Raw genomic sequence first — 8,844 nt, forward strand, 5'->3', positions numbered from 1 at the left:
TCTTTTCCTTATTATTTAAATTTCAATTTCAATACTTCCAAGAACTTCAAAGTTTGCATTTGGATCTATCTCTGCGTGGCTTAATACCACTATATCTAATCCAAAACGTTCAAAAATCTCTGCAAGAGGTTTGCGAAGAAGTGGATCAACAATCAATATAACAGGTGCAATACCTTTTTGCAGAATTTTTTGTGCTTCCTGACTAATTGTTTCTACCACTTTATTAATTTGACCTACATTAAGCAGTAGTTGTCTTCCTGATTCATTATCTCTTAAATGATTAAGCATAACTTGTTCTGTGGCAGTATTTAGTGTTAATAATTTAATAGTGCCATTTTCATCTTTATAAAGACTTGTGATGATACGTGAAAGTCTGGCACGAACCTGTTCTACAATTATATCAACATTTTTTGTATATTCTGCTACATCAGCTATGGTTTCAAGAATTGTAACCATATCTTTTATTGGAATCTGCTCATGCAATAGCTGTTTTAAGACACGTTGAATTAGACCAAGTGAAGCGACTTTTAGTGTATCGTCTACAACAACTTGATAATCTTTTTTGAGTTTTTCCAGTAGAGATTGAACTTCTTGTCGAGTCAATAACTCTTCTGCATGTTTTTTAACCAGTTCACTCATGTGTGTTGATATAACTGTTGCCGGGTCAATAACAGTATATCCTTTTATGATGGCTTCTTCTTTTTTGTCAGCATCAATCCATATTGCATCTAGACCAAAGGCAGGCTCTTTTGTATGTATACCGTCTATCTCTTCTGTTGCCATACCACTATTCATTGCTAAAAATTTATCGGCATAAATTTCGCCACTGCCTATCTCTACACCTTTAAGTAAGATTTGGTATATATTTGGAGGTAGTTGTAGATTATCTCTTATTCGAACTTGCGGCATTAAAAATCCATAGTCAGCAGCAATTTTTCGCCGCATACTTCTAATTCTTTCTAGTAAATCTCCTCCTCGACTGCCATCAGCAAGTTTTATAAGCTGGTATCCAAGATCAAGCTCAAGCATTTCAACTTTTAAAATATCATTTAAAGCAGCCTCTTCATCAACTTTTTTTGCTTCTTCCCGCTGTGCACTCTTTTCTTCAGTTGCAGAGCCAGATTCAGCTGTCTGCTCAGCTCCTGCTGAAGCTGTTTTACCAGATGAGAGTGGTAATCCTCCAAAAATTCCAAGACCATCTTTTTGTCTTCTAATTAGGTATCCAAGACCTAGGAAAATAAAAGCGACAAAGGAGAGAGGAATTGTTGGAAGACCTGGAACCAAAGCAAACATAAAGAGTATAAAACCAACTACAAACAGAGTTCTGTACTCTTTCATTAATTGGTTTATGGCACCTTCTGCAAAGTTTTTTTCTTCATCTTTACTTGCACGTGTTATGATGATACCAGTAGCTGTTGATAGGATCAATGCAGGAATTTGAGATACAAGACCATCACCAATAGTTAATATGGTAAATACTCTTGCCGAATCTGAAAGAGACATATCATGTTGAAACATTCCAATAAGTAGACCGCCAATAATATTGACTATTGTAATAATAATGCCGGCAACTGCATCACCTTGTACAAATTTACTAGAACCATCCATTGCACCATAAAAGCTTGCTTCTTGTATGATTGCTTGTCTTCGCTCTTTTGCAGTATTTTCATCTATTAAACCAGCATTTAAATCTGCATCTATTGCCATCTGTTTACCTGGCATAGCATCAAGTGTAAAACGTGCAGAAACTTCAGCAACCCTTGTTGAACCTTTTGTAATGACCATAAAGTTAATAAGTACAATAATTACAAAAACTATGGTACCAATTACATAGTTTCCTCCAACAACAAACTCTCCAAAGCTTGTAATTATGTCACTTACTGCGTCAGGACCTTCATGCCCTTTTGATAAAATCATACGAGTTGTTGCTATGTTAAGAGAGAGTCTATAGAGTGTAATTAATAGTATTAAAGTTGGAAAAGTAGTAAAGTCTGTCGGTTTTTCTATAAAAATTGAGATAAGAATCATCAAAACAGATATGGCAATAGAAAGAGTCAAGCACATATCAAGAACTGGACTAGGAAGAGGTACAATGATAATTGCTAAAATAGCAACTATCAGACCTACAATTGTTAAATCTTTCGCACTAGCGATAGTTTCAAGTAATGGTATTGCTCTCTGAAGAAGTCTGAAACGTGTCGCTTTTGCCAAAAATCAAACCTTAGTTATCTAAAATATCTTTTAGTGTTAAATTTTCTAAAAATCCATCAATTTTATTCTGTAATCTGTTTAAAAAAGGCCAGATTACACAAGAATTTGCACGATCACCTGGACAACACTCCTGTGAAGGAGAACAGTCAAATACTGAAGGATTTTTTCCTTCAGCAGCTTTAATTACCTCTATAATTGAAATCTCATCAAAACGTTTATTCAGAGCAAAGCCTCCTTTTGCACCTTTGTATGAGATCAAAATTCCATTTTTTGCTAAGTTTTGTAATACTTTTGCTAAAAAACTTTTTGATATATCAAGCTGTTTTGAAAGGGTTTCAACATCTTTTGGTTCACCCCCTTCACCTATTAATGCTAATGACAGCAGTGCATATTCACTTGCTCTAGTTAGTAACATAGTTTCCCCCTATGTAATGTTAAGGTAATTTTATTCAATTTAATGTAAATCTTTGCTTTTTTATGTATAATTGCGACTCTTTTATGCTAAACATAAAAGAAATAAACCAATCAGGAGGTCAGAAATGGCTTTGGATTCGGCTAAGAAGCTAGAAATCATTAAACAATTCGGACGTGGTGAGAATGATACAGGTTCTCCAGAAGTACAGATAGCACTTTTAACAGAGCGTATTAAATATCTGACTGAGCATCTTAAAGAGAATAAAAAAGATCACTCTTCAAGACTTGGACTTTTAAAGCTTGTTGGACAACGCAAAAGATTACTTCGCTATCTTAAAAAGAAAAATTATGAAGGTTATACTAAGCTAATTGCTGCACTTGGTATAAGAGATAAATAATTTAAATTAAAAGACAATAGCTTATGCTGTTGTCTTTTTTATACTTCTGTCTTAATTTCAAATATCTTCACTCCTCTCAATAATATTTATATTCTTTATAATTATAATTGCATAACACTCTTTAACTTATTACATTTTTTTAATTAAGTAAGCAAATTTAGACTATTTTTATTCATTTTAATTTTATTTAAAGAGTAAAGAGTACAATCAAATAAGAAGTAGTTATGTTCAATTATTTTTTTTAATTTAAAAGGAGGTTTTCTATGTCGTTGTTTGGTAATAAGGAGGCAGAAGTTGAAGTAGTGAAACTAAAAGAGGAGAATGAACTTTTAAAGCGTAAAATTGAAGAGATGGAGAGAGAATTAAACAGTTATAAAATAAGTGAAAGTGATATAAAAAAAATATCTGCTGAAAATAGGTTAAAGAGAACTTTAACTGCTATTATGATGAATGGATGCAGCGAAAATCTTTCAGAAGTACAAAATGATATTGCTTATAATTTGACTAAAGTTAATGAAATAAATATGTTAAATGGTAAAAGTTGTGATATTGTTGATTCATTAAAACAGACTACTGATGCTATGACAAGTACAGTAGATGATATGATGCTTTCAGCAAATCAGTCTAGAGAGATAGCAGACAATTTAAATGGAAGTGTTGAGGAAATTAGTGGAATTATATCACTTATAAAAGATATTTCTGATCAGACAAATTTATTGGCTTTAAATGCTGCAATAGAAGCTGCAAGAGCAGGAGAGCATGGACGAGGATTTGCTGTTGTTGCTGATGAAGTAAGAAAACTTGCAGAGCGTACACAAAAAGCTACAGCTGAAGTTGAAGTTAGTATAAATTTATTAAAACAAAACTCTAGTACTATGTTAGAACAGAGTGAGAAGGTTGAAAAAATTGCTACAAAATCAGAAATATTTATAAAAGATTTTAAACAAGGTTTTGAAGAGTTAAGTAATAAAAATATAGAGTTAAAAAAAGATACAAAAGCAGTAGTTCAGAGAGTATTTATTTCATTAGCAAAATTAGATCATGTAATTTTTAAATTGAATGGATATAAAGCAATATTTAATAATAATTATGAGCTTATGAGTGATCATATGCATTGCAGATTTGGAAAATGGGTAAATAGTGATGGAAAAGAGCTTTTTGGTAAAACAAGTGCATATAAAGATATAGAGTTACCTCATAAAACTGTACATAATGCAATAAATGATGCTTTAAAATGTATAGAAAAAAGAACCTGTCTAAGCGAAGTAGATTATGTTGAGTCTAAATTTAAAGAGGCTGAAAAAGCTGGAAATGATTTGTTTAAAATTTTGAATATTATGATTGATGAAGTGTGATATAATCCCTCTTCGTAAGAAGAAGGGGTTAAAATGCGACTTTTATTTATTTTAATAATATTTGCAATTTCACTATTTTCAGATGATAAATATATTTTTGGTGAAGGTTGGAAACCTACAGAAAAGCCTATCTATCTTGGAGGCTATCTATCTGCAGTAGCAGATTTACGAAATGACAAACAGATTATATCAGTTGATGAATTAGCTTTTATGGTTTATGGAGAGTATAACCGTTTTGGTTTTATGAGCGAATTTGAGATAGAGGACTTTTACTCTAAAACGTTTGATGAAACAGAAGATGAGACATTTAGTCAAAAAGTTCATATAGAGCGTTTAAATGTGAATTACTTCATTGATGATAATTCGGAGATAATGATAGGAAAATTTTTCTCCGAAATAGGTTTTTGGAATACTTGGCCTATTAATGTTTTAAGAGATACTACTTCTGACCCACATATTCTTGAAACAATATTTCCTGAAATGTCTACAGGTATACTTTATAAAAGATTTTTTAAAAATTTAACAATATATTTGACTTTTCAAAACAATAGAGGAATTGATGATACATATAATAATTTTAATATAGATTACCACTATGCACTTGCTCTCTCTTTTGAGAATGGTGAAAATGAATGGAGGATAGGGGGAGGTCAATTCAGTGAAACAGATGGAGACAGTTCATTATATGTAACGTTAGGTTATTGTAAAGATTTACCATCTTGGACATTTATGATTGAGTCTGGCATTCGAAAGAGTGATAAGTCAAAAAAGATATTTTATGATGTGTATGGTCAGAGTGTATGGCATATTCTTCCTAAACATGATCTAATTTTAAGAATAGAGAGTTATAGAGATTTGAGTGAAATACCAAAAAGCAATAGTATAGTTTTTGGGTATACCTACAGACCTCTTCCATATATTGCACTCAAAGGTGAAGTTGATTTTTTCGATAATGGTTCAGAACGATCTCTTTTTTCATTTTCTATGATGTTTTAATAAGGTATATAGAGATGGTTCGATACTTTTACGCATTAATTTTTGCTCTCTCTTTGAATGCAGATATTTTAGTAGTTGCCACAAATCCGAAACTTGGAGTAGATAGATTGTCGGAAGATACAATTGCATCTTTATACCTTGATAAACGTCATACTATTAATGGGTGTCGTGTAGTTCTTCTAAATCTCTCTTTTGATAGCAGTTTAAGAAGAGTTTTTGAAGAACAGGTATTGAAAAAGAGTCGGCAAGAGCTGGAAAGATATTGGCTTAGAGCTCATTTTAGAGGACATAGACCACCAAAAGTAGTTGAATCAGAAGAAGCTGCAGCACTTTATATAAAAAAAATACCTTATGCAATAGGATATATGCAAAAAGATATTGCTAAAAAGTATGATCTGAAAATAGTGTATAAGTTGGAGTTTTAATTTTATGTATCTATCTATTCGTTTGAAGCTTATAATAGCTTTTTTTTCTATTATTGCAGTAGGTTATCTATCTATTATCTATTTTTTCTCAAAATCTGAAACTGAAGTTTTAAAAAAGAGAGCAATAGAACATCTTGAAGTAGAAGCTTTATACTCTATAGAGCATCTTAAACACCATTTAGATGATATTGCCAATGAGGTTCTTTTTCTAAGTAAGCTTGAAATTATGGATGATATTATTGCCAATGATATTGATAAACGTATAACAAAGATTTTAGAGAAAAAGAGAGAAGATATAGGTAAAGATGTTACTTTTTTAACTCTCAATACAAATGGAGAGATAGTAGCTTCTGCTACTGCTAGTAATTTTAAAATAGATTTAAAAAAACTATTTTCAAAAATTGAAAATATTAGAGATAAAGCACCTTATATTTTTGTTTTTAATAAATATTTAGTTTTCTCATCACCTGTTTACGCATCTTTTGATGATAAATTGACCATAGGTACTCTTTTACTTTTCAAACCTTTGAAAAATCTATCTGACGAACTTCATATAAGCAATGGTGTAATTGCCTGGATTATTCCATTAGATAATTTGAAAAAAGATATAGGAAGTCTTTTTAATCCTCCTGATAAAAAGATACTTTTGCAAAACTATCTTTATGTTATCAAACCTATTGGTCCACCTTTGGATGGATGGAAATTGGGTTATGCTTTAAAAAAAGATATAGCTTTTGAAACAATTCAACAGGTGCAAAATATTTTACTCTTTACATTTATTGTTATGCTTGTTTTAACATCAATTTTGACTATTATTATTGATCGACGTATTGTTGAACCTGTAAGAAAGCTAGCAGATACTGCATCAAAAATTGTTTCAACAAATGATTATACTATGCGGGTTAAACCATTTTCAAAAGATGAGATAGGAGAGTTGGCAGAGAACTTTAACCTTCTTATGGAAAAGACTGCTGAAGCATTTAATGCTATTGAGAGACAAAATCGTGAGTCTGTTCAAACACTCATAGAGTTAATGAACTTTTTTGGATATATGATACAGAGTGAGACAAAAGAGGAGACAATAGAGCGTGCCTGTAGAGAACTTCGTAGGTTAACTTCAGCTGATACTGTAACTTTTTGTCCTGAAGTATCTGATAAAAGAGAGAGATGTATAGTGCTAGAGTCTGCTCAATCTTTTGAAAATAATAGAAAAGTTTATGGAGCTATATGTATTGAAGGTGCTAAAGAGACAATGGCAATGGAGAACCGCTTTTTCGAATCAGCATCACGTATGATCTCTTTGCAGATAGAGAGAATTGAGTTACTGCAAACTACTCGTGAAGCTTTAAAGAGTAAAACATCGTTCTTTTCGGCATTATCTCATGAATTAAGAACTCCTTTGGGTTCAATACTTAGCTTAACACAATACTTGATGACAACTTCAAATTGTGATGAGAGTGCTAAAGAGGTACTTGGAAAGATAGAGAGTTCTGCAAGTCATCTTTTACAGATTATTAATGATATTCTAACAATGGCTAAAGCTGAGTCTGGAAAACTTGAACCTATGTTTCAGCAGTGTGACTTGGTAACTTTAATTGAAGAGACAATAGATATGGTTATGCCTTTAGCTGAAGCAAAAGGGATTGAGCTTAATTTTTATCATACTTCTAGCTCTATGCGTATTCAAACCGATCCAAAACTTTTTAGACAGGTTCTTATTAATCTATTGGCAAATGCTGTTAAATATACATTTGATGGCAAGATAAAAGTAACACTATCTTCTTTTGAATATTGTGTTGAGGTTATAGTGGAAGATACAGGTATAGGCATAGAACCTGATGCTTTAAAAGAGGTTTTTAACGAATTTTACAGAGAGTATAGAGTACGGGGAAGTGAAAATGGAAGTGGACTAGGGCTTGCTTTAAGCAAAAAAATAGCACAGGTTTTAAAAGGTGATCTGTTTATTGAGAGTGAAGGAGAAGGAAAAGGAACCAAAGCTACATTTAAGTTGTTCGTATAACATAGCCGACACCTCTTACAGTCTCTATGAGTTCAGGTTTTCCAAGCTTTTTTCTTAAATTTTTTATATGTGCATCAACAATATTGCTTGAAGCCATTGTTTCAAAGTCACGATTTATATGCTCAAGAAGCTGGTACCTTGTTAAAACAACATTACTGTTTCGTGCTAAAAACTCCAGTAGTTCAAACTCTTTTGTTGAAAGTTTTATAGGATTTTCATCTACAGTAACACGTCTTTCTATAGTATCTATCTTCATTGGACCAATTGTAATAATACTCTGCTTTTGTGGAGACTCTCTACGAAGAAGTGCACGTATTCTAGCCAGTAGTTCAATATTTGAAAAAGGTTTTTCCAAATAGTCATCAGCTCCTGCATCAAGAGCTTCCACTTTATCAACAACTTCATTTTTGGAAGAAAATAGCATAATAGGAATAGCCAATCCATCTTGTCGAATCTGTTTTAAAAACTCTACACCACTACCGTCAGGCAGCATCCAGTCCAGCAAAATTAAATCATATGTGCGCTCTGCCAATAGTTCTTGTGCTTCTTTAATAGATAAAGCTGTATAAATAATATAATTTGATTCTTCGAGTAGTTTTTTTAGACCAAATTGCAAAGTATGGTTATCATCTATAACTAATATGTGCATAAAATACCTCTCTTTTGTTTTTACCCCAATAAATCCATACCAAATTAGACAACAAGCCAAATTGCTCTATAATTAGGTATTTACAAACGAAAAAGTTACACCTAAAACTTTCACCCAATGGGTGTAACTTTTTCAAACACGGAAGGAAATTATGCCACAAACTATATTAAGCTTTGATATTGAAACAACAAATGAGAAATTAACACCAAGAGCAGGTGTAGCAATATTTGGTGAATACCTAAAAGGTATGAATCTTGAACACCTTTGTAATACAAACATTCCCTTGGCTAAACATCCAAATGGGTACGATCCATTTGAGTTCATATATCCTTTGATTCTAATGCTTCACAGCAGTGGTCGTGTACTTGATGATATT

8 protein-coding genes and 2 pseudogenes are annotated in these 8,844 nt (G+C 32.1%); 7 read left to right on the top strand and 3 right to left on the bottom strand.

Annotated elements, in window-relative coordinates; genetic code table 11:
- Positions 1-15: 15 nt before the first annotated feature.
- Positions 16-2,172, bottom strand: a complete 2,157-nt coding sequence (gene flhA, locus BM227_RS03620) for a flagellar biosynthesis protein FlhA (protein WP_245757010.1) — start codon at positions 2,170-2,172, stop codon at positions 16-18.
- Between the two features lie 49 nt (positions 2,173-2,221).
- Complete coding sequence (locus BM227_RS03625; RefSeq protein WP_092911289.1) at positions 2,222-2,626, bottom strand: Rrf2 family transcriptional regulator; 405 nt, start codon at positions 2,624-2,626, stop codon at positions 2,222-2,224.
- Between the two features lie 124 nt (positions 2,627-2,750).
- On the opposite strand from BM227_RS03625, the gene rpsO reads away from it, so the two are divergent.
- The 6 genes and pseudogenes from rpsO (at position 2,751) to BM227_RS03650 (ending at position 7,819) form a co-directional block, all read left to right on the top strand.
- Positions 2,751-3,023 carry a 30S ribosomal protein S15 gene (gene rpsO / locus BM227_RS03630; protein WP_092911291.1) on the top strand — a complete coding sequence of 91 codons (273 nt, stop codon included), beginning with the start codon at positions 2,751-2,753 and terminating at the stop codon, positions 3,021-3,023.
- A gap of 683 nt (positions 3,024-3,706) precedes the next feature.
- A pseudogene (locus tag BM227_RS13315) lies at positions 3,707-3,934 on the top strand (methyl-accepting chemotaxis protein); the annotation flags it as partial.
- Between the two features lie 135 nt (positions 3,935-4,069).
- Complete coding sequence (locus tag BM227_RS13320) at positions 4,070-4,378, top strand: CZB domain-containing protein (RefSeq protein ID WP_425431707.1); 309 nt, start codon at positions 4,070-4,072, stop codon at positions 4,376-4,378.
- Between the two features lie 33 nt (positions 4,379-4,411).
- Positions 4,412-5,374: a hypothetical protein gene (locus tag BM227_RS03640; RefSeq protein ID WP_092911295.1), complete on the top strand. Its 963-nt coding sequence runs from the start codon at positions 4,412-4,414 to the stop codon at positions 5,372-5,374.
- Positions 5,375-5,388: 14 nt separating this feature from the next.
- Positions 5,389-5,799 carry a type 2 periplasmic-binding domain-containing protein gene (locus BM227_RS03645; protein WP_092911297.1) on the top strand — a complete coding sequence of 137 codons (411 nt, stop codon included), beginning with the start codon at positions 5,389-5,391 and terminating at the stop codon, positions 5,797-5,799.
- A gap of 4 nt (positions 5,800-5,803) precedes the next feature.
- The gene (locus BM227_RS03650; protein ID WP_092911299.1) at positions 5,804-7,819 is read left to right on the top strand and encodes a sensor histidine kinase; all 2,016 of its coding nucleotides are present in this window, start codon (positions 5,804-5,806) and stop codon (positions 7,817-7,819) included.
- Here the strand turns inward: BM227_RS03650 and BM227_RS03655 are convergent.
- Positions 7,803-8,468 (bottom strand): response regulator transcription factor, encoded by a 666-nt coding sequence (locus tag BM227_RS03655; protein WP_092911310.1) that lies wholly within the window; start codon positions 8,466-8,468, stop codon positions 7,803-7,805. The genes BM227_RS03650 and BM227_RS03655 overlap by 17 nt on opposite strands.
- A 151-nt stretch (positions 8,469-8,619) precedes the next feature.
- On the opposite strand from BM227_RS03655, the pseudogene BM227_RS03660 reads away from it, so the two are divergent.
- Positions 8,620-8,844: pseudogene (locus BM227_RS03660) on the top strand (IS1380-like element ISSlsp1 family transposase); the annotation flags it as partial.

Source organism: Hydrogenimonas thermophila, from assembly GCF_900115615.1.
Taxonomy (GTDB): domain Bacteria; phylum Campylobacterota; class Campylobacteria; order Campylobacterales; family Hydrogenimonadaceae; genus Hydrogenimonas; species Hydrogenimonas thermophila.

Excerpts from the sequence above, each read along its gene's own strand:
- BM227_RS03645 (WP_092911297.1), top strand. The coding sequence starts at position 5,389 with ATGGTTCGATACTTTTACGCATTAATTTTTGCTCTCTCTTTGAATGCA.
- BM227_RS03655 (WP_092911310.1), bottom strand. The coding sequence starts at position 8,468 with ATGCACATATTAGTTATAGATGATAACCATACTTTGCAATTTGGTCTA.
- rpsO (WP_092911291.1), top strand. The coding sequence starts at position 2,751 with ATGGCTTTGGATTCGGCTAAGAAGCTAGAAATCATTAAACAATTCGGA.
- BM227_RS03640 (WP_092911295.1), top strand. The coding sequence starts at position 4,412 with ATGCGACTTTTATTTATTTTAATAATATTTGCAATTTCACTATTTTCA.
- BM227_RS03650 (WP_092911299.1), top strand. The coding sequence starts at position 5,804 with ATGTATCTATCTATTCGTTTGAAGCTTATAATAGCTTTTTTTTCTATT.
- BM227_RS03625 (WP_092911289.1), bottom strand. The coding sequence starts at position 2,626 with ATGTTACTAACTAGAGCAAGTGAATATGCACTGCTGTCATTAGCATTA.